The sequence below is a fragment of the Spirochaeta lutea genome (genome assembly GCF_000758165.1).
GTDB lineage: Bacteria > Spirochaetota > Spirochaetia > DSM-27196 > Salinispiraceae > Spirochaeta_D > Spirochaeta_D lutea.
On record NZ_JNUP01000048.1, the window covers coordinates 82,633 to 103,105 of the forward strand.

Sequence of the window (20,473 nt, forward strand, 5' to 3'; positions counted from 1 at the left end):
CGGGAGTACTGTAGAACAATAAGGAACCGCCATGCTTTCCACTAACATTATCGGCAACATCAATACCAATCGCATCCTCCGGTCCCTCTGGGAACGTGAACCCATCAGCCGCATTGATATTGCCAAGGCCCTGGATCTGGATAAGTCGACCATCTCAAAGATCATGAGCCAGCTCATTGAGCGGGGCATCGTTGTCGAAAAAGACGTGGGAGACGCCAGCCCCATCGGCGGACGGAAACCGGTTTTCCTTGGGGTAAATCCGGAATACGGGGCGGTAATCGGAATGGAATTCCAGACCACCTTCGCCCGAATCATTGCCCTGGATATGGCAGGACAGGTCATCATCCGGGAAGAGATAGCCATAAACTTTCACGACTACACCCTCCCCCAGCTCTTCGAGGAATTAGCCCTGCGCTACGCCCAGCGGCTCCGGAAGAAGGGCTGGCGGGTCATTGGGGCATCTCTTGCCGTGGCGGGTATCGTAAACCCCATAAAACGCGCCGTCATCCGTTCGAATCCCCTAAGCATAACCTCACCGGTACACATAGGCACAGACATCCAGGAACGCCTGGGGTTTCCGGTCTTCTTGGAAAACGATGCAAAATGCTGCTGCTGGGCAGATCTGGTGAATCAGCGGGGGCAGAAGGTTAAAAACTTCATGTATATTCTCGGAGAAATCCGAACCCTGAACATCCTCGATCAGGTCCATCACGGTCTTGCCGTGGGTTTTGCCTTCGTCATCGACGGAAAGGTGCATTACGGCCACAACTTCGCCAGCGGAGAGTTCAGCTCGGTGTTTAAACGGGATTCCTTTCTCAGTCAGTTCAGCCTATCCAGCGACCAGGACATCCTCCAGATCGAATCCAGCCCCATCCTGCGAAAACGTATTTTTGAAGAACTGGCTGCCAACGCCGCCCTTCCCTTCAACCTGCTCAATCTCCATGCCATCGCCATCGCCGGAGATATGGTAGCCTACGAGAAGGAACTGACTCCAATCTTCGAGAAAGCGATCCGGGATAACTGGTCCTACCCGGACCAAACAGACATTCAGGTGAGCTTCACGCCCTTCGGTCCCTGGGCTGTAGCCCACGGCGCCGCGGCCCTCATTATTGAGCAGCTCTTCGCATTACCGAAAATCGAGGATGTGGACGGCGAGATCCGTCCGGTGGGCATCCACCTGTTCCAGATGATCGAAGAAATGGAGGCAGTTCACGGCCGGGCTAGTATCCCCGGCGTAGAAGCCGGTACAGTCCATACAGGCCTAGGACAAAATCCTGGCCGGTAGCAACACCGCCCTGGTCAGCGAAGGTAGAGAGCCGGTCCCAATACCAGCGCACTAGAGGTGCGGACGGCAGATGGGGCTCTAGAATCCGCCAAACCGCTTCAAGCTCTCTGACTCCCCTGCCGAACTCCCGGCGGTCGAAACAGCTGGCAGCCCCCCTCAGCCGGGCTCCAACCTGGCGGGCGGTGGTTTGAGCATCCTTCCGATGGAAAACGGTTTTTCTAATCAACCCCGAGGCAAGCCGCTCTACGCCACCGGTCAAACGGTAGATCATCTGAACGTTCCGGGAGAACTCTCCAGTCATATAATGGTAGATCTCACCCGGAACACCGAAGAGGTCCCCCATGGCAATGGCAAGCTGCCGTCGGAGAATCCAGTTGGAAGTACCGTGCATCAGTTGGAAAATCTCCTCCGCCGCGGGTTCAAGTCCCATTCTGGCAGCCGCCTCGGCGCTGCTAATCCGCACCCGAAGACTATGCCCCTCCCGCAGGCTGCGGAGAATGGGCTCGGATCCCTCTTCTACCCGGATCTTCCCCAGGGCCCAGGCTGCCTCCACCTGCAGATCTTCTGATCTATCCTGGAGGCTGTCTATGAGATAGGGCACCGCCGCAGCTGAGCCCATGGTGCCCAGAGCCCGGGCAATCATCGGCCGGGAGAGGGCATCGGGATCCTTGAGCCGGTTGATCAGCTCCTGCTCCGCCTCGGGGGTACCCAACCTCGCCAGCGCCATGGCTGCAGCCTCCCGGACCACCGCATCCGGATCATCCAGCCTGATTACAATCTCCGAAAAACTCAAGGTATGGGCTGCGCCTCGGACCTCCCGGAGAGCCCGCTCCACCGCCTCCGCCCGGGCCGGCCTGCTGAGCAACCCGATATTGGTAACCGCCCGGAAGATACCCGGATTCAGGATGGTAGACATAACAGTCCGCACGCTCTTGTCCTTGGGGGTAGCGATCCTCCCCATGTGGGTGAGGCTGAACAGAACCAGCACGATCGACAGGGAAACCACTACCTGAAACGCCGTGGGCTCAAGCTGTCCGATGCGCAGGGGCTGTTCAGCGAGAAAATCGTACAACTGTCCACCAAGGAAGGGGCTGAGGGCGGCACTGACCCCGAAGGCAGTCCAGTACCAAGCCGAGTAGGCTGTGCGGTATTTTTCCGGCGACAGGGCCAGCATAAACTGGCTGATCCCCTCCCAGAACGCCGGTGCCAACAGCCCTCCGGCGAAGGCGATGCCCGGCAGCACCCAAACATAGTTATGGGAGTTAAGCACCAGATAGCCTACCCAGGAAAGAATGAACAATCCCCCGAGGATCACCACCGGCTTTTTACCCATCCGGTCCATGAGCATCCCCCAAAAGGGGGCCATGGCCACCCAGGTGGTCTGGCTAATTACGAAGGTAATTCCGAGCCATACCGTAGGGGCCCCGCCTCCCAGGGGGTCTGTCGTGAAGGGGGCAAGGAAGGGGGCGGCAAGGTTCATGGAAAAAAGGTACAGCCCCATAATCATGCAGAAATTGCGGAATTTCTTATCCCTGAGAGGCCGGAGGAACTCCCCGAGGGAGAATTTCTGGCTATCCACCACCTTCGGTTCGGGAATGAACCCGTGCAGCAGGATATCGATAACCCCGGCCACCCCGGCGATGGCGTACAGGATCCCGTATACCCAAAAAACCTGCTCCAGGTACAGGTCGATTACCAGTGTCGCAATGAAGAAGAAAACCAGGTTAACAACCTGGGTGATCGACGAGCGTTTCCCAAAAAAACTGGCCCGCTTTCCCTCGGGAATCAGGTCGGCCATCCAGCTCCACCACCCAGATCCGCTGGTATTCCCGAACACGGCAGCCAGAACCGAGGACAGAATCACCAGAACAATTCCGCCCTGGCGGCTGCCTCCCTGGGCTACCCAGAAGGCCCCCCCGGCTATGCCGAAGGCCATGAGGCGCTGAAGGAGGGTGGTAACCATGTAGAAGGGCTTACGGCGTCCGGAAAACCCCTTGATAATCCTGATAGAAACCAGGTTCAACACCGCTGCAAGGTTGATCAGTCCCACCATGAGCCCCAGCTGGGCAGAATTCGCTCCGAGATGGTTCTTCACAAACACCGTCAGGATCTGCTGGGGTGTACAGGTCACCAACCAGAGGATGCTCAAGGAACCTGCCAGAATGCTCATGGACATGGACCGGCTCACGTGCTGTTGGGTTATGGGGTTATCCTGCCAATCCTGCATAGGCGAAGATTAGAGGGACGCATCCCCTGTGTCAACTAATATTGGGGAGCAACCTATAGGCCCACCCTTGGGGGTGTTGCCGGGGTGCGGTGGTACAGCCTTTTGCGTACTGTATTCACCTTACTCCGCCAGCTCTCCTACACAGATCCGGTTCCGTCCACCCTCCTTGGCCCGGTACAGGGCACTGTCCACGGCCTCGACCAGTACCCGGTAATCATTATCCTTGGGTACCATGGTTCCTACCCCGGCGCTCAGGGTCACATAGGACCCCACATTGCTCTTGGGATGGGGAATCGCCCTTTCCCGCAGCAGGGCCTGAAGCCGCCGAGCCACGGTAAGGGCGCCATCCAAGTGGGTATTGGGCAGCACCAGCATGAACTCTTCACCCCCGATGCGGCACACCGAATCCCCTGGCCTGGCCGTTACTTCTTGGAGCAGCTTTGCAACCGTAATGAGTATTTCATCCCCCTTGGGATGCCCAAGGGTATCGTTGTACAGTTTGAAATAGTCCAGATCCACCTCAATGAGAGAAAGGTTGGAACCGGTACGGCGGCAGCGCTTCCACTCCGACTCAATGACATCCTGGTACATCCGCCGGTTTCCGACCCCCGTAAGGGAATCGTGGTAGGAGATGTAGTTCAGCTGCTCGTTGGCCTGTTCGAGCTTCGCCCGGGTTTCGGTAAGCTCCTCGATTTGGCTGTTTAGGGCCTTGGTTACCCGGATCTGAGTCACCCCGTAGCCCATGAGCAGCAGTCCGGCGCCATAGAGTAAAAAGGCCCACCAGGACAGGGCAGGATTCACCTCCACCTCCAGGATCAACTGAGGCTCGAGTTTATCAAGCGAGGAGGTCGTATCCCGGACATCCACCACGTAAAAGGCGTAGGTACCCCCGGGCAGGTTTGTGTAGGTAACCTCCCGGCGCGACCCGGCCTCGATCCAATCCCGGTCAAAGCCTTGAAGCATGTACCGGTAGCGCAGTTGGCTTGGCGCGGTGAAATCCAGGGCGGAGTACTCGATCCGGAGATAGTTGCGGTCAAAGGGTACCTCCAGACGCTTCTCCTCCCGGTCATCCTCCCGGGGCCAGACCTTCTGGCTGTAGAGGTAGAGGTTTGTCAGTTTCACCCGGGGCACTTCCTCAGGTTTGCTAATCTGCCGGGGGTCCACCTTCGCCAAGCCGGATTGGGTACCGAAATACAGCATACCGTCCCGGGTTTCATCGCTAAAGGCCCCGGAAGCAAACTCATCGTTGGATAAACCCTGCTGGCGGCTGAATAAGCTCACCGCCCCGTCTCGGATACTCACCTGGGCAATACCACGGTTCGTACCGGCCCAGATATTACTTAAAACATCCTGGGTAATACTCGTTACCGTATTACTCGGCAGCCCGTGCTCCTTGGTTATATGACGAACCACCTCTCCCTGGGGACTTATTATGGTGATTCCGCCCTCAGTGGTTCCGGCCCAAGTATTCCCCTGACGGTCTACCAGAAGGCTTCTCACCGAACCGCCGGCCAGGCCTTCCCGGGTTCCGTCGTAGGTGAACCGGGTAAACCGCTGCCTCTCGGGTTCAAAGAGATTCAGTCCCGAGTTTGTCGCAACCCAGATACTGTTCTGGGGATGCTCCTCCAGGGCGTATATTAGGTTATGGGAAAGACTATTCTCCCTGCTGGGATTATGGCGGTATTGAGCCACCGTCCCCGTTTCGGGACTCCATAAGGCCAGGCCCGAGGAATAGGTTCCAAGCCACAGCAGATCATCGGGCCCCTGGAGAATCGATAAAATAGTCTGATCCGGAAGATTTCCTCCCTGCTCCAGGGGGCTAAAAAAATCGAACTGTTCTGATTCCTCGTTGAACCGGTGCAACCCCAGGTTCGTCCCGACCCAAACGGTCTGGGAATCATCCTCATAGATAACCCTGATAATATCGTTCTGAATACGGTCGGCCCGTTGGGCAGCGCTGGTGGCAAATCGCCGAAAATCCCCCCCCTCTCGGGTCTGGAGATTGAGACCGCCGTTATAGGTTCCGATCCAGAGTCGACCCCGGCTGTCCCGGAGAATACTGGTGACCGTCCCGGTACTCAGACTTCCCGGATCACCCGGGCTATGCACCATTTCCTGGAATGCCTTGGTCCGGGGATTGTATTTATTGATACCGTTGCCGTGGGTGCCGATCCAGATTATTCCGCCGGCATCCTGGAAAAGGGAATACACGATATCGTGGGCCAGGGCACCGGGGGTCCCGGGGTTGGGAACATAATGCTCCAAAGACCTGTCCTGAGAATCAAAAACGAATAGCCCGCCGCCCCAGGTACCGGCGAAGATCCTTCCGTCCCGGGTCTGCATAATCTTATAGACGAAATTGTTTTTTTGTTCATCCCCAGGTCCGGCCAAAAAGGACTGCTCCCGGGTAACCCTGACTGTTCCGGGATCAAAAAAAGCCAGACCTGCCCCCCAGATGCCCAGCACAAGGCTACCGTCCCCAAGCTCTTCAATATCCATGACGTGGGGGCTTGATAGGGTACGTTCCGGCGCTAACCCCATAGCCGCCCCCCCGGCTGCCAATACAAATTGCCCGGCCTCCCGGTCCAGGCGGTAAAGCCCCGCATTTACGACCCCCACCCATAGATTGCCCTGGGTATCTTCAAATATATCCCGGATGGTCTCGGTGGCCAGAGGATCCTCCGGGGGGGATCCCTGGTCAGCAGCTGCGGTCCTGGACGGTGGAGCCGGAACAAAATCGGTCTCTCCCCGGGGCAGACGGTGCAGCCCCCCCAGGGTACCTACCCAGATATCATCCTGGGAGTCCCGGAGAATGCTTACGATGACATTGTTAGGTAAACTGGGATACCGGGTTACCTTCAGGGTGGTCAAGTCGATACTGTTCAGACCCTGGTAGGTGCCTACCCAGATTCTATTGTGGGCATCGTCCATGTAGAGGGTCTGTACCACATTTCCCGAGAGCGATTCGACATTGAAGGGTTCGTATTCAAAAAGTTCAAAGCGGTATCCGTCGTAGCGGTGCAAGCCGCTCTGGGTTCCAATCCACAAAAATCCATACGTATCCTGGAGGATTCCGGATACCGAGGAGCTCGCCAGACCGTCCCGGCGGTCAATCTGATCAAAATACATGGTTTGAGAAAATCCCAGGGCTGCCAATAACAGAAACCCCAGAATGCCGAACCTCCGGATGGATCCCCGGAGGCCGGCGGGGTTGCAAGGGTAATATTTTGTATTCACCCTAGAAAGTATTATGCATCCCCAGAGGCAAGGCAACAGGGAATAGATAAGAATTGTTCTTCTTGCCAGTTCGGGCCCGAGCCCGTATAGTTGAGGGGTGAGCATTACAAACCGTTACCGCCTAGGATTGGACACCCGCCTCACCCTCTTTTTTTTGCGCCACAGCTTCCGCAGTATATTCCGATTACCGGTTACGGGAATCGAGAAGCTCCACGGTCTGAAAGGCTCATCCACCGGCCCGGTGGTGGTTTGCAATCATCTTGCCAACCTGGATCCCCTCTTTCTGGCCGCAGGATTCAACGAAGGAATCCGCTTTTTAGCCTCGGATTTGCTCTTCCGCAGGCCGGTGTTGGGCCGGATTCTGCGCTGGGCAGGGATGATCTCCAAACGCAAGTTTCATGCAGATCCCGGGGCCGTCCGCCTGCTCAAACAGGCTGTATCCCGGGGTGATTGGGTGGGATTTTTCCCCGAAGGCGAAGCCACCTGGGACGGACTTACCAAACCTCCCATCGCGGGAACGGGGAAGCTGCTGCAGTTCCTGAAAACCCCGGTCATCGTACTGCGGCTGCACGGGGCCTATTTCAGCCAGGGCCGCTGGGCCTACCCCAAAAAACTACGACCGGTCTCCATTGAGGTCTCGGATATCATCTCGCCCGCTGAACTTCGAAGCAGCTCCGGCCAGGAGATTGAGGATCGGGTGTTCCGCGGTATGGCCATCAATCCCTGGACCGATCCTGAAGACCGGGGATTGAGCCCGCCCCGGCTTTCCGGTATGGAATCCACCCTGGTGTTCTGTCCTGTGTGTGCCGGAGGCAAGACCCTGGTGTCCGGCCCAAGGGTCTTGCAGTGCACCAGCTGCGGGTCAAAGGCAGTCCTGACGGATCAGCAAACCCTCAGATGGCTGCCCGGGCGGGAGGCATGGAAATCACCCTACACCCCTTTGGAAGACCTTCCGGAACACATACCCCAATGGAACGCCCTCCAGGACCGATGGTTCCGGGATCAGGGACCGGGGGTGTTTGCCCGGATGAGTTGGAACTGTTATTTTGAGGAGCATGATCCCCGGAAGGGCAAACGGTTTTCTTTGGCAGCTGAGCTTCGGGGAAACGACCAGGGGGCCATGGTCATCCGTATTCGGGCCGGCGGGGATCGCCCGGAAGAGGTAAAAACATTTCCCCTCTCGGAACTCCAGGGCATCAATGTACAGATGGAAGAACGGCTGGAATTCCGGCACAACCGGCGGTTGTATGTTCTGCGCTTTGAACGGCCCTGGGGCGGCTACCCATGGTACCGTGCCCACGGCATCTGGTTCGGTCCCACAAAGCGGGAGTCCCCCCGGACATAGAAACAACAAGGAGCACCTATGAGTGAAACCATGTCTGCCATGTGGCCCCCGGCCATCATGGATGCCATCATTTTAAGCGTTCTACTGTTAATCGGACATTTCTTAAAACGGAAGATTCCCTTGTTCAAGCGGTTTCTGCTTCCCAGCGCCATGATCGCCGGATTTCTGGGGCTCGCGGCCGGACCGGAGCTCCTGGGGATTGCCCCTTTGGATATCGAGCGCCTGGGAGTCTACGTATACCATCTGCTCTCGGTAGGGTTTATCGCCCTTACCCTGAAGGATCGGCCCATGACGGCATCCAGGCCGGTGGTCAAAACCGCCTTTTTCATCGTCAGCGTATACCTGATCCAGGGGATTATCGGCCTGGGACTCTCCCTCATCCTCGCCGCAACCATCTTCCCCGACCTGTTCCCGGCCATCGGACTCATCCTTCCCCTGGGATTCGGTCAGGGACCGGGCCAGGCCTACAGCATCGGCCGGACCTGGGAAAACGCCGGGGTGCTCTTCGGCGGGGGAATCGGCCTGACCATGGCGACCATCGGGTTCCTCTGGGCTACCTTCGGCGGGGTGTTTTTAGCAAACCGCCTGCGCCACCGTTTTCCTCCCGCAGAGGTTACCCGGGGCCAGGAATCCGCCGCTGCGGAGATTACCGATAACGAGGCCGGCGAGCTGCCGCTGAGTAATATGATCGACGGGGGAACCCTGCAGCTCTTCCTCATCGGCTTGATCTACCTGGCGGTTTACGGCACCCTCCAGGGGTTATCAGCCCTTCTGGCGCCCCTGGGATCCCTGGGGCAGAATCTGGCTAATGTCCTATGGGGATTCCACTTTGTCTTCGGTACGATCTACGCCGTGGTGGTGAAGATTATTATGAACCGCCTGAAGCGGATCGGCCTGATGACCCATACCTACAATAACAACTATTTACTCTCACGGATCTCCGGTACGGCCTTCGATTTTATGGTAACCGCCGCGATAGCTGCGATCTCCATTGAGGTTCTCCAGGCGAACTGGGCTCCCATTCTCATTATTACAACCCTGGGCGGTCTTGCTACGGCCTGGTTCGCGCTTTGGGCGGCCCGAAGGGTGTTCAAAACCGATGTTCTGGAGTACACCCTGGGATTCTTCGGCACCTATACCGGCACCCTTTCTACGGGGATGGCGCTGCTGCGGACGGTGGACCCGGGGTTCCGGACCAGGGTAGCCGATAGTTTGGTGTTGGGCGGGGGCTTGGCGCTGTTTCTGGCCTTTCCCCTGCTTATTATCTTGAATATTCCCCTGGTGGGGTTTACCGAGGGGCGGCCGGAGCTGTACCTGTTAACCCTGGGGCTGCTGGTGGCATACCTTGCCCTGACGATATTCGGCTTAGTATTCACCCGAAAATCCCGGAGAGCCGGGGCATCGGGGGAGTAGGGGGTTATTCCATGCCGGGTAGAATCTCCAGGGTGACAGCCCCCAGGGCAGCTACCCGGTCTCTACCCGGGCTATCCTGACCCGGCTGGAGCTTGGGATCCTCTACCTCCGCCTTCGGCCCAGGGCTCCCTTCGGGTGCTCCGGTGCTCGGAGGCTGCACTCCGGCCCTAGGGGGAAGCACAACTCGGCGGTAAAAACAGCTCAACCGGGCCTGACCGGCGGCATTTTTTGTGTGACAGGCCCCGGCCCCGGCGGGCCGAACCCGGTATACCACTGCATCCTGGTCGCAATCCACCAGGATCTCTTCGATTTCAAGGAAATCCCCGGAGGTTTCGCCCTTAACCCAGAGGGTATTGCGGCTGGTGCTCCAAAACGCCGCCCTCCGGGTTTCCAGGGCCGTTGTCAACGCCTGGGCGTTCACCGAACCGATCATGAGGATCCGCCCGTCCCGGACATCCTGGGCTATCGCCGGAATCATGCCCCCGCGCTTTTCGAACTGGGGCATAAATTCCAAGGTGTCTTCCAATGATTTCATTATGTCTCTCCTCCGAAGCTGGACTCATCCCCTTCATGGGGGTACCGGTACACCTGTCCGTCGGGGCCTTGGAGATGGTACCAGCCCTCGAATACCCCCAGGACCGTTCCCTCGTGGAGGGGAATTTTGCCCCCGCCCCCGGGCAGATCCACAGCGTAGGTGGGAATGGCCATGCCGGACAACCGGCTCCGCAGATGCTTCATGAGCTCCAGGCCCCTGAAAATGGAGGTCCGGAAGTGCCTGGTACCCCCGGCCAGATCTCCCTGAAACAGATAGTAGGGCTTCACCTTTGCCCTGAGCAGCCCCCGCATCAGATCCTCCAGCACCCCTTCATCGTCGTTCACCCCCCTGAGCAGAACGGCTTGGTTGAGCACCGGCATCCCCCGGCTAACAAGGCGGTCAATGGCCCTAGTGAATTCCGGGGTGATCTCTCTAGGGTGATTCACATGGGTGACAATCCACATGGCCCCGTAGCGGCCGAGCATATCAGCCAATTCCTCAGTGATTCTTCCAGGCATCACCACCGGAATCCGGGTAGCCATCCGAAAGATGTAATCAGGATTCACCTCCGTCAGGGCCTCGAGAATCACCTGCAACTCCCCGTCAGGAAGCATCAAGGGATCTCCCCCGGAGAGTAGCAGTTCCTGTATCTGGGGCCGCTGGGAGAGCACCCGGCAGATTTCCTCCAGCTGGGAGCCCGTAAGGCGTCCGGTACTACTGCCGGTAAAATGCCGGCGGAAACAGTGCCGGCAGTAGGTGGCGCAGCGGTCATTTACCAAAATTAGGGCACGGTCGTGGTAGTGGTGGATCAGCCGGGGCGCTGCCTCGTATTGTTTATCCGAAATGGGATCCCCGGACTCATAGGGTAGTAAGACCTGCTCCCCCGGGCGGGGAATAAATTGGGCTGCTATAGGATCGTTATCGGGGTCCTGGCTTCGGGCCAGAGACTTATAGTATTGGGAAACCCCGTAGGGCAGCCTGGTTTGGGGATCCACCCCTTCCAGAATCTGCCGGGGTGAATAATCTGAATCTTTCATGACAGTATGTGTTGTACCCCACGGGGGACTATCTGTCCACCGCCTAAAACCCCGTTAATACCCGGTCCATTACCCGGGCAAGCACCAGGGTGTCATCCAGTCCGTGGATGGGTGACTCCAAACTCCCGGACTCAACGAGATCCTGAAAATGCTGGACCTCGTAACAAAGCCCCGTGCTCCGGGCGCGGTGGTTCCATACCTCATGCCGGCCGTCATTCATGAACAGCTCCGCCTTCCGGGGAGCAAACCACGGCTCGTACACCGAGATGTATCCCCGGGAACCGGATATGGTTGCCCGGTTGTCCAACTGGTATACAATACTGCTTTCGCAGCTGGCGATTCCTCCGTCGTGGAATCCCAGAACGGCAATACTGGCAGCATCCACCCCGGTAGAGGCCATCCTGCCCATCACCTTTATATCCACCGGGTTGCCCCAAAAGGCAACGGGGAGCCAAAGGGGGTAAATCCCCACATCCAGGGTGGCGCCTCCCCCGAGCTTCGGATTAAAAAGCCGGTGTTTCGGATCGAATTCAGCAGGAAAGCCAAAACGGAGACTCATACTCCGGACGCTGCCCAGGTAGCCATGGTCGATATAATCCCAGATCTGACGAATCAGGGGATGAAACTTCGACCAGAGAGCTTCCATGAGAAGCACCTTCTTTTCCCGGGCAAGGGCGATAAGTTCCTCGGTATACAAGGCGCTGGTGGTCAGAGGTTTTTCGACCAATACGGGAATCCCATGTTCAATGGCTATTTGTGCCGACTCCCGGTGTTCTGAGTGAGGATTGGCGATGTAGACTCCGTCAATGCCGCCCTCGGTCAGGAGGTGGTCAAGATCGGTACTCCACCGGGGTGCCCCGAGCTCCCGGGCGCGAACCGCTGCTCGATCGGATGTCCTGCTAACTACAGCCTCCAGGCGCGCTCCCGGAACCCATTTTAGATCCTGTACCCAGGACTCGGCTATGTTTCCCGGACCAACAACAGCCCATCTAAAGTGCTTTCCCATGGCCATAGTGTAGCATGCATTGGGGCAACCACGCCATCACCACAATTGTCTAATCCCGGTAATCCGGGCATAATCACCCCAACAACCGGGCCTCGGTCCCTGATTCGACCGTAACCAGTTGACTATTATATATATTATTTTTACTATATAGATACAAACCACAGACCACGGATTCTACCGGGGTTAAAGGAGCTACACCATGAGTAATTCAAACCCAATGTTCGGATCGTTACATTTAGGATCAGGAGCCTCGGTTTCATCACAAAAAAGCGAAGATGCACAGACCGAGGAGGTAATCATTATCGGAAGCGGGCCTGCAGCCCATACTGCCGCCATCTATGCTGCCAGGGCCCAGCTGAAACCCCTGATGTTCGAGGGCTTCATGGCCGCCGGGGTTGCCGCCGGAGGCCAATTAACCACTACGACTGAGATTGAGAACTTCCCCGGTTTTCCCGAGGCCATCGGCGGTCCGGAGCTCATGGACCGGATGCGGCAGCAATCCATCCACACCGGAACCCGGATTAAAACGGAAACCGTGGATTCGGTGGACCTTTCTAGCAACCCGAAAAAGGTAATCGTCGGCCAAACCACCTATCTTACCAAGGCGATCATCATCGCCACCGGAGCCACGGCAAAACGGTTGGGCATCCCCGGAGAAGAAGCATACTGGCAGCGGGGAATTTCCGCCTGCGCGGTCTGTGACGGCGCCCTTCCCATCTTCAGGGAAAAGCCCCTGGTGGTTATCGGGGGCGGAGACACGGCATGCGAGGAGGCCAGCTACCTGGCAAAATTCGGCAGCCAGGTTCATATGCTGGTCCGCCGGGATGAGCTCCGGGCCAGTAAGGCCATGCAGAAACGGGTTTTCGATAACCCGAAGATTACCATTCACTGGAACACCGAGGCCCTGGAAGCCCTGGGCGATGACAAGCTGCTCAACGGGGTGCGGGTCGTTCAAAACAAGACCCGTGAAGAATCGGTTATTCTCGCCAGCGGACTCTTTTTCGCCATCGGCCACAAGCCCAATACCGATTTTCTGGGAGACCAGCTTCAAACCGATGAAGCCGGATACCTGGTTACTGCCCCGGATTCAACCAAAACCCAGATTCAGGGGGTCTTCGCCTGCGGAGACGTGAAGGATAAGGTCTACCGTCAGGCGGTAACCGCCGCCGGGTCTGGATGTATGGCTGCCCTGGAAGCAGAACGCTGGCTGGGCGAGCAGGAGTAACCCCCCACTCCGACCCGTAAGTCCTCCAAACCCTAAGCCCTCCGGTCCCTGAACCCCCGGAGGGTTTTTTATTTCCCCAGGGCATCCCCCCTACCCGCCCCAGGAACCGGAAGGTCCTCTTTACCGGCGCTGTTGCCAGGCGGGGCGTTTCACCAGTCTTGAGCCGGAATTCCTCCATGAAAGGGGGAGTAGAATTTTCTCTTCATTTCGTCTTTTTTTTATTGATTATTTTTTATCTATACATTACTATCCAAATTGTACCAGAAACCATAACCAAGGAGAGCCACCATGCAGACCCTGAACCTAACCGTATACTGTACCCCCCAGAGCCGGCACCAGTTGGTGGTTGACCTGGAGGGTGTTACCCGGGCCCTGCCTGGCTCGGTACGCAACCGTCTCCGTATCGAATTCCGTCTCTGCAAAAAAGCTGAGGCCGGATGCCCGAAAATCACCCTAAACAACCGTCCCCTGGAAAACCCAACCATCGACGGAATCATTGACGCATTGCACCAGGGCGTCTTCAGCGCTGCGTAACCCGGCCCTGACCTAAAACCGTGTACCGTGGTGTTCGGTGGATTCCTTTAGGGCCGGGTAACCCGGCCCTGACCTGAACCGGATGGGGTAATCACCCTGGGTATACGTCAATGCCGCCCACCATCCCCGCCGGAAGGCCCGTACCCCTCCGGGCCGGCAGCAGTACTCGCCAGCGGATCATCCCCCAGCGAAACCATATCATCCTCCGGCCGGAACAACCCCGGCGGAAAAAATCCCCTTGCAGACCCGCCACGGCTGCCCTATCCTTACGGTAGCGCCCCGGAACCTGGATACCACAGGAGAAATCCGAACGACGTGGAAGACCCCGGCAATCGGCGCATAGAAAACTGCAAAGGAAGGCAAACCCGTGGGGCTTACCATTCTTGTGGGCCACAGCAATATGGATCTGGACTGCCTCGGATCCCTGATTTTGGCCAGATACATCTACCCGGAGAGCATCGCCCTTCGAAGCGGCAGGCTCCATCCCCTGGCAAAGAACCTCTTCACCCTCTTTAAGCACCACCTGAACCTCGCCCATCCCCGGGATATCAAGGGGCTTCCGGTGGACGAACTGGTGGTCTTTGATACCCGGAATCCGGACCTTATAAAGGAGTACATGCCCTTTCTTGGCTCAGCTCCCCGGATTACCACCGTTTGGGATCACCACACCACCCAGAGTCTGGAAATTCCCCAGGCGCAACTAATCAGTAAAACCATCGGTGCCAATACCAGCATGGTGGCCCTGGAGGTCCAGCGCCTGGGTCATACCCCCGGCCCGGATGAGGCAACCATCGCTCTTGCAGGAATCTATGCCGATACGGGGGAATTCTCCCATCCCAGCGTTACCCCCGAAGATTTCCAGGCTGCAGCCTGGCTCACCCAGTGCGGCGCGGACATTCCCCTCATTCATAAGCTGCTGGTAAAACTCAGCGAGACCCATCAAATGGATCTCTTTCACCAGGTGCTTGACCGGTTAGAACGCCGAAGCATCCAGGGGCATCAGGTATTGTCCGCCTATCTTGAATTACCGGGCCAGATGCCCGGCTTGGCCGCAGTGGCCGAACAGGTTCTGGCGGTGGAGCAGGCAGATGCCCTGGTGTTAGTATTCTGGCTTCGGAAACCCGGGGCGCACCTCATCATCGCCCGGGGTGAGTCCAGGCACATCGACTTGGGACGGCTTCTGGGTCATTTCGGAGGAGGGGGACATCCCCAGGCGGCAAGCGCTTTGGTAAAGTACTCCCAGGACATCCCGGTTTACCGCCATCTGCTCTCCTACCTGGAGAGCCACCTGGACACCGCCCTTCAAGCCAAGGATATCCTACGGAGAATCGACTACCTTACCCCGGACCAGACCCTGCTCAGCGCATCCATTGCCCTGGAGGATCAAAACCAGTCCGGAGCCCCGGTCGTAACCCCCCAGGGTGATCTTCTGGGCATTCTAACCCTGAGGGACATCCAAAAGGCTCGTAAGCAGGAGCAGATGCATGCCCCGGTTTCGGCCTACATGACCCGGAAGGTGGTAACAACCCCGGGGGAGGCCACCATCCGGGAGGTTGAGGGACTGTTCTACCAGCATAGCATCGGTCACCTGCCCGTCCTGGCGGATTCCCGGGTCATCGGCATGGTAACCCGGAACGATTACCTGGCATTTCTCCGGGGAGAGGCCACCCCGGGACGGAATACCCCGGCGGGACGACGGCGCTAAGCTAATCCAGATCCCGGGCCTTGGAAAGCAGCCACTCCAGGCTGGCTCCCTCGAGCCCCGGAGACAGCAGCTCCCGGGTGCGGCGGTGGTAGGCATTGATCCAGTCGCGCTGGGAATCGGATAACAGGGTTCGATCCACCAAATCAAGCTCCAAGGGACAGAAGCTCAGGGTTCTAAACCTCAGGTATCCTGGGAAATCAGGGTGGTCCTCCACGACAATCAGGTTTTCAATCCGGATCCCGAACTCCCCTTCCCGGTAGTACCCCGGCTCGTTGGAAAAAACCATACCGGGCTCCAAGGCTACCGAGTTCGCCAGGGGGCTGATCCGGCCCGGCCCCTCGTGAACATTCAGGCAGAACCCGACCCCGTGACCCGTTCCATGGCCGTAATTCAACCCCTGGTTCCACAGCGGCTGTCGAGCCAGGATGTCCAGCTGGGTGCCCGTGGTGCCCCGGGGAAAGACTGCCCGGGCCAGGGCAATGTGACCCTGGAGAACCAGGGTGTACATCCGGCGCTGTTCCCGGTCTACAGAACCGCCCACCGGAATAGTTCGGGTAATGTCCGTGGTACCCCGGGAATACTGTCCCCCGCTGTCCACCAGGAGCAGCCCCTGCCCCCGAATCACCCTGGCCCCCTCCTTCTCAGGGCCGTAGTGGATCACCGCCCCGTTGGGTCCGTAGCCGACTATGGTCTGAAAGCTGTCCCCCTGGTAATCCGGAACCTGTCCCCGGAATTCCGAGAGCCGCCGGGCTGCATCGTACTCCGTCAGCTCCTGCCCGGAATCCAGGGTCTGCTCCAGCCACGAGAAGAAGCGTACCAGGGCCCTGCCGTCGGAAACCATACAGTCATCCAGACTGGCCAGTTCAGCGGGGGTCTTGCGGGCCTTATCCAGGGTTGTGGGCAGCTGCTCCCAGTATACCCGGTCCGCCCCCAGGACTTGGGACAGGGCCATGGAAACCTGCCGGGGGTTGACCCAGAACCTGGCGTCCTCAGGCTGCCGGGCGATCCAGTCAGCCAGGTCGTCATAGGGTTTCAGGGTGATTCCCTGACCCGCCAGCTCGGCCTCCAGGCCGGAATCAAGCTTTCCCGGGCCGATCCAGAGAATAGTCCCTTCCTGGAGCCCCACGGTAAGGTAGGAGTAAAACACCGGATTGTAGGCTACATCCCTACCCCGGAGATTCAGCACCCAGGCCACCTCGTCCAGGGCGGAAATCACCATGATGGAACAACCCCGTTCCCCCAAGGCCTGGCGCAGCCGGGCAAGCTTCTGTTCCCGGCTTAACCCCGCCCGCTCCCGGGGAAAATTCCGCACCGCTTCCTCCGGGAGGCTGGGACGATCCTGCCAAATACCCTCCAGGAGATCCTTCCCGGGCACCAGGCTGATCCCCGGGGCAGCAAGCTCCTGTTCCAGGCTCAGGTGGTAGTGGGGAGCCACCATCCGGGCATCGTAGGAAACCACCCCACCCCGGGGCACAAGACCGGACAGCCAGGCCGCGATACCCGGGGTGTCAGCCACGCCCTCCTTCATCAGCTGGATGCCCGTACCCTCCAGGACCTCCCCTGCTTCCAGGAAGTACCGGCCGTCGGTCCAGAGGGCTGCCTGATCCCGGGTAACCACCAGGGTTCCCGCCGATCCAGTAAACCCGCTGACCCAGCCCCGGGCCTTCCAGTAATCAGCGTAGTACTCCGACTGGTGGGGATCGCTGCTGGGAATAATCCAGCCGTGGATGCCCGTTTCCGCCATACGCTTCTGAAGGGCTTCCACCCTGGCCCGATGTACTGTTTTCTGTGATTCCATAATCATCTTCCTTCCCGGTATACTGAAACCCATGAGTATTCTATGCATCTTCGATCTAGACGGAACCCTGTTAGACACCCTGGGGGGTATTCACTACCACCTCGGGGTTGCCTTGAACTCCCACCAGTTCCCCTGTCCCACCCGGGAACAGACCCGGACCCTGGTGGGGCACGGCCTGAAGAACCTGGTTCGGGACAGTCTCTCTTCCTTCGACCAGGATAGCGAAAATTCCGAACTTGTACAAAGTATCCTCCAGAAGCTCCTGGAAAGCTATCGCCAGGATCCCCCCCGGCAGACCTGCCCCTACCCGGGCATTCCCGAGGTGCTGCACAGCCTGGCGGCCAGGGGCTGCTCCCTGGCTGTATTGACCAACAAAGACCAGGACCTTGCCCAGAGGCTGGTCCACCACTTTTTCCCCGATCTCTTTTTCTCGGTAATCGGCTCGGGTCCGGCGTGGCCCCGGAAGCCCGCCCCGGATTCCAGCACCCATCTGAGAACATCCAGCGGGGCCCGGGGCAGCCTGTTCATCGGTGACAGCGAGGTGGATATCCGCACCGCCAAGGCGGCAGGTATACCGGCAGCGGGGGTCACCTGGGGCTTCCGGGACCGCCCGGTTCTGGAGCGGGAAGCGCCGGATTGGCTGGTTGACCGCCCCGGGGACCTGATCGGCATTGTTTTGGGCCTTGCTGAGGCATTAGAATCACCATAAAAAATAATTTTTACCTGAATCCGGGCAGAATTTTAGATTTCTCTCTGCAATGTCGCTATGATGTGGGCATGGTACCTGAACGCTTGAAGGAACATCTGGGACGCACCTACGGCATCTCCGAACCGGTTATCCAGCAGATATGGGACGATTTATTGGCCTATCATCAGCAGAGTCCCGAGGAGTACATCCGCCACCGCCACCTGGAACTTCAGGATCAGGGCTTAAAGAACGATCAGATCTACCACATCCTGCGGAAGGAGATGCGCCAGCGCCTCTTCCCGGGCCCCGAACTGACGGTTCGCCAGGTCAGACGGATCATATACGGTTAGGTTTTCTACAAGGAGATTCGAATGTGCGGAATTATTGGATATACCGGGGAGCACCATGTTACTGAGATCCTGCTCCATGGCCTGAAGCGTCTGGAATACCGGGGCTACGACAGCTCCGGGGTGGGCGTGCTGAACCGGAAAAAGATCCGGGTTAACAAAAAGGCCGGTGCCCTGGGCCGCTTAACCGAAACCATGGAGGCCGATCTGGACGGCACCATCGGTATTGCCCACACCCGTTGGGCCACCCACGGCGGGGTGACCGACGGCAATGCCCACCCCCACCTGAGCAGCGACGGCAGCATCGCCGTGGTTCATAACGGGATTATCGACAACTACCAGGAGCTCCGGGAGCGCCTGGCCGGCCGGGGCATCTCCTTCTCCAGCGATACGGACTCCGAGGTTCTGGCCCACCTGATCCAGCTGGAACTCCAGGGCACGGGGTTCTCGGGCTTTGATCCCCGGGGCGGCGCAGCGGCGCATTCCTCGGATTCGGAAAAGCCTTCCGGCTCCGGGGCTGCTCCGGGAAAACCCGCCGCCAAACGGTCCCCCGGGGAGGATCAAGCCCTCCATCCCGCAGGTCCTGCGGCCGCGGTGGCCCGGGCCCTGGAATTCGTCCGGGGTACCTACGGCCTGGTGGTGCTCTTCAAGGAATTTCCCGAAACCCTGGTAGCCGCTAAAAACGGCAGCCCCCTGGCGGTGGGCATCAGCCAAGACGGCCGTTACATTGCCAGCGATCCCATTGCCTTTGCCGCCTATACGCGCCAGGTCATCTTTCTGGAAGACCGGGAATTAGCGGTTATTACCCCGGATACCCTGTCGATATTTGACGCAGCCCAGGCCGAGGTTCGGCGGCCGGCGGAAACCATCGATGTCCGCAGTGCCGATGTGTCCAAGGGAGAGTACCAGGACTACCTGGAAAAGGAGATCTTCGAACAGCCCGAATCCATCCGCCGGGCCTTCGGGAACGGCGGCCGCCTGGACCGGGACTTCGGTACCGCCCGGTTGGGGGGCATCGAGCTCAACGGTTCCCAGATCCGCAATATCCGCCAGGCCCATTTCATCGGTATGGGAACCGCCATGTACGCCGGCCAGGTCGGTGCGAGGATGATGGAGGGATTGGCTCGGATTTCCAGCCACACCCTGGACGCCTCGGAACTGCGCTGGTCCAACCCCATTGTGGAGGACGATTCGGTGTACTTCGCCCTGAGCCAGAGCGGAGAAACCCTGGATACCCTGCTGGCCGTAAAGGAGCTGCAGAACCGGGGAGGCCGGGTCTACGGGATCATCAACGCGGTGGGCAGCACCATCGCCCGGGCCTGCGGCGCCGGGGTCTACATCCACGCAGGTCCCGAGGTCTCGGTGGCCAGCACCAAGGCCTTTACCGGACAGATTACCAGCATGTTTCTCCTTGCCCTGAGCTTCGGGCGAATCCGGCACCTGTCCCCCAGCGAGGGTAAACGCCTCATCGACGCCCTAGAGCTGATCCCCGATCAGATCAACCAGATCCTGGCCCAGAGCGCCCAGGTACAGGACATCGCCCGGCGCTTCAAACACGCCACCAGCTTCATGTACCTTGGCCGGGGGGTGAGCTACCCCATCGCCATGGAGGGTGCCCTGAAGCTCAAGGAGCTGTCCTACCTACACGCCGAGGGATTCAGTTCAGGAAACCTGAAACACGGGCCCTTGGCGCTCATCGATGAAACCGTTCCCTCCCTGTTCATTGCCCCCGAAGGGGATACCCTGGATAAGGTGATTTCAAACATCCAGGAGGTGAAGGCCCGGAAAGGTCCGGTCATTACCGTGACCAATGCGGACAGCCGGGAGCTGGAGGAGCTGTCCGATGCCCTGATTCGGGTGCCCAAATGTCCCGAGATCCTTTCTCCCCTGCTGACCATCGTACCCCTGCAGCTTTTTGCCCTCTACCTGACCCGGGAACTGGGCCGGAACGTTGATCAGCCCAGGAACCTGGCAAAAAGCGTCACCACCGATTAGGTTCCGGTCCGGGGTTGATCGCAACCCCATAGAGGGCTGCCGACCTGAACCCGGCGCGACTCGGGGCACCTCCGCGACTCGGGGCACATCGGCGAC

15 protein-coding genes are annotated in these 20,473 nt (G+C 58.7%); 9 read left to right on the forward strand and 6 right to left on the reverse strand.

Features of this window, described 5'->3' with window-relative positions:
- The first annotated feature begins 31 nt into the window (after positions 1–31).
- The gene (locus DC28_RS05825) at positions 32–1,285 is read left to right on the forward strand and encodes an ROK family transcriptional regulator (RefSeq protein WP_037546798.1); all 1,254 of its coding nucleotides are present in this window, start codon (positions 32–34) and stop codon (positions 1,283–1,285) included.
- On the opposite strand, the gene DC28_RS05830 is transcribed toward DC28_RS05825, so the two are convergent.
- Together DC28_RS05830 and DC28_RS05835 are read right to left on the reverse strand one after the other, a co-directional pair.
- Positions 1,221–3,512, reverse strand: coding sequence for an MFS transporter (locus tag DC28_RS05830; protein WP_052078520.1), 2,292 nt, complete (start codon positions 3,510–3,512; stop codon positions 1,221–1,223). The two genes, DC28_RS05825 and DC28_RS05830, sit on opposite strands and share 65 nt — an antisense overlap.
- 120 nt (positions 3,513–3,632) lie before the next feature.
- Positions 3,633–6,749 (reverse strand): ligand-binding sensor domain-containing diguanylate cyclase, encoded by a 3,117-nt coding sequence (locus DC28_RS05835; RefSeq protein WP_162180197.1) that lies wholly within the window; start codon positions 6,747–6,749, stop codon positions 3,633–3,635.
- Between the two features lie 97 nt (positions 6,750–6,846).
- On the opposite strand from DC28_RS05835, the gene DC28_RS05840 reads away from it, so the two are divergent.
- Positions 6,847–8,094, forward strand: a complete 1,248-nt coding sequence (locus tag DC28_RS05840) for a lysophospholipid acyltransferase family protein (RefSeq protein WP_037546802.1) — start codon at positions 6,847–6,849, stop codon at positions 8,092–8,094.
- 18 nt (positions 8,095–8,112) lie between these two features.
- The gene (locus tag DC28_RS05845; RefSeq protein WP_202962956.1) at positions 8,113–9,507 is read left to right on the forward strand and encodes a sodium/glutamate symporter family protein; all 1,395 of its coding nucleotides are present in this window, start codon (positions 8,113–8,115) and stop codon (positions 9,505–9,507) included.
- Positions 9,508–9,511: 4 nt separating this feature from the next.
- Here the strand turns inward: DC28_RS05845 and DC28_RS05850 are convergent, their stop codons facing one another.
- Genes DC28_RS05850 through DC28_RS05860 form a run of 3 tightly spaced genes read right to left on the reverse strand, consistent with a single transcriptional unit; the run spans position 9,512 to position 12,085 of the window.
- Complete coding sequence (locus DC28_RS05850) at positions 9,512–10,042, reverse strand: phosphoribosyl-AMP cyclohydrolase (RefSeq protein WP_081941994.1); 531 nt, start codon at positions 10,040–10,042, stop codon at positions 9,512–9,514.
- On the reverse strand, positions 10,042–11,079 hold the full coding sequence (locus DC28_RS05855; RefSeq protein WP_052078521.1) for a KamA family radical SAM protein: 1,038 nt from the start codon (positions 11,077–11,079) through the stop codon (positions 10,042–10,044). The genes DC28_RS05850 and DC28_RS05855 overlap by 1 nt, the downstream gene beginning before the upstream one ends.
- 43 nt (positions 11,080–11,122) lie before the next feature.
- Positions 11,123–12,085 carry a Gfo/Idh/MocA family protein gene (locus DC28_RS05860; RefSeq protein WP_162180198.1) on the reverse strand — a complete coding sequence of 321 codons (963 nt, stop codon included), beginning with the start codon at positions 12,083–12,085 and terminating at the stop codon, positions 11,123–11,125.
- A gap of 199 nt (positions 12,086–12,284) precedes the next feature.
- On the opposite strand from DC28_RS05860, the gene trxB reads away from it, so the two are divergent.
- From trxB to DC28_RS05875, 3 genes are all read left to right on the forward strand, one after another.
- Positions 12,285–13,310: a thioredoxin-disulfide reductase gene (gene trxB / locus DC28_RS05865; protein ID WP_081941995.1), complete on the forward strand. Its 1,026-nt coding sequence runs from the start codon at positions 12,285–12,287 to the stop codon at positions 13,308–13,310.
- 288 nt (positions 13,311–13,598) lie between these two features.
- The gene (locus DC28_RS05870) at positions 13,599–13,844 is read left to right on the forward strand and encodes a hypothetical protein (RefSeq protein WP_037546804.1); all 246 of its coding nucleotides are present in this window, start codon (positions 13,599–13,601) and stop codon (positions 13,842–13,844) included.
- A 367-nt stretch (positions 13,845–14,211) separates the two neighbouring features.
- Positions 14,212–15,549: a CBS domain-containing protein gene (locus DC28_RS05875; RefSeq protein ID WP_052078523.1), complete on the forward strand. Its 1,338-nt coding sequence runs from the start codon at positions 14,212–14,214 to the stop codon at positions 15,547–15,549.
- A gap of 1 nt (position 15,550) precedes the next feature.
- Here DC28_RS05875 and DC28_RS05880 read toward each other — a convergent pair whose 3' ends face one another.
- Positions 15,551–17,347 carry an aminopeptidase P family protein gene (locus DC28_RS05880; protein ID WP_037546876.1) on the reverse strand — a complete coding sequence of 599 codons (1,797 nt, stop codon included), beginning with the start codon at positions 17,345–17,347 and terminating at the stop codon, positions 15,551–15,553.
- 31 nt (positions 17,348–17,378) lie between these two features.
- On the opposite strand from DC28_RS05880, the gene DC28_RS05885 reads away from it, so the two are divergent.
- From DC28_RS05885 to glmS, 3 genes are all read left to right on the forward strand, one after another.
- Complete coding sequence (locus DC28_RS05885; protein WP_037546806.1) at positions 17,379–18,056, forward strand: HAD family hydrolase; 678 nt, start codon at positions 17,379–17,381, stop codon at positions 18,054–18,056.
- Between the two features lie 68 nt (positions 18,057–18,124).
- Entirely contained in the window at positions 18,125–18,385 is a 261-nt protein-coding gene (locus DC28_RS05890) for a hypothetical protein (RefSeq protein ID WP_037546808.1), read from the forward strand.
- Between the two features lie 21 nt (positions 18,386–18,406).
- Positions 18,407–20,377: a glutamine--fructose-6-phosphate transaminase (isomerizing) gene (gene glmS / locus DC28_RS05895; RefSeq protein WP_037546811.1), complete on the forward strand. Its 1,971-nt coding sequence runs from the start codon at positions 18,407–18,409 to the stop codon at positions 20,375–20,377.
- Positions 20,378–20,473 lie beyond the last annotated feature (96 nt).